Annotated in this window: 1 protein-coding gene; it reads right to left on the bottom strand. The window is 57.7% G+C overall.

Annotated elements, in window-relative coordinates:
• Positions 1–287: TetR/AcrR family transcriptional regulator (locus tag EOC06_RS42475; RefSeq protein ID WP_245469573.1), on the bottom strand; the 287-nt coding region annotated here is incomplete at its 3' end.
• Between the last annotated feature and the right edge of the window lie 51 nt (positions 288–338).

Genomic DNA, 338 nt, shown 5'->3' with positions numbered 1-338 from the left:
TCCCAGACTTCGAGAAACCGCCTGATCAAAGTTTCGCCGACGGTGGCCGGGTCGATCACCCGAAGTGCCGGCAGTTGCAGGTCGACGAGTGCCGCCCGGGCGAACAATTCGTCCTTGCTGCGGAAATAGCGGATCACCATGGCCGGATCGATCGAGGCGCGGGTCCCGACATCGCGGATCGACGCGCCGTCATAGCCGTGCTCGGCAAACAGATCTCTGGCGGCATCCAGGATTTGCCCTCGGGTGCGATCCGACTTGCTCGGTTTTTTCGAATGATTCGTGCTCATGAAAATCAAATATCAACGAGCGTTGACAAACTCAAGCGCCCAAGATAAAAG

This window comes from Mesorhizobium sp. M7A.F.Ca.MR.362.00.0.0 (assembly GCF_004023175.1).
Classification (GTDB): domain Bacteria; phylum Pseudomonadota; class Alphaproteobacteria; order Rhizobiales; family Rhizobiaceae; genus Mesorhizobium.
Note: the sequence above shows the minus strand (reverse complement) of the source record. Positions and strands in the feature narration are given on the sequence as shown.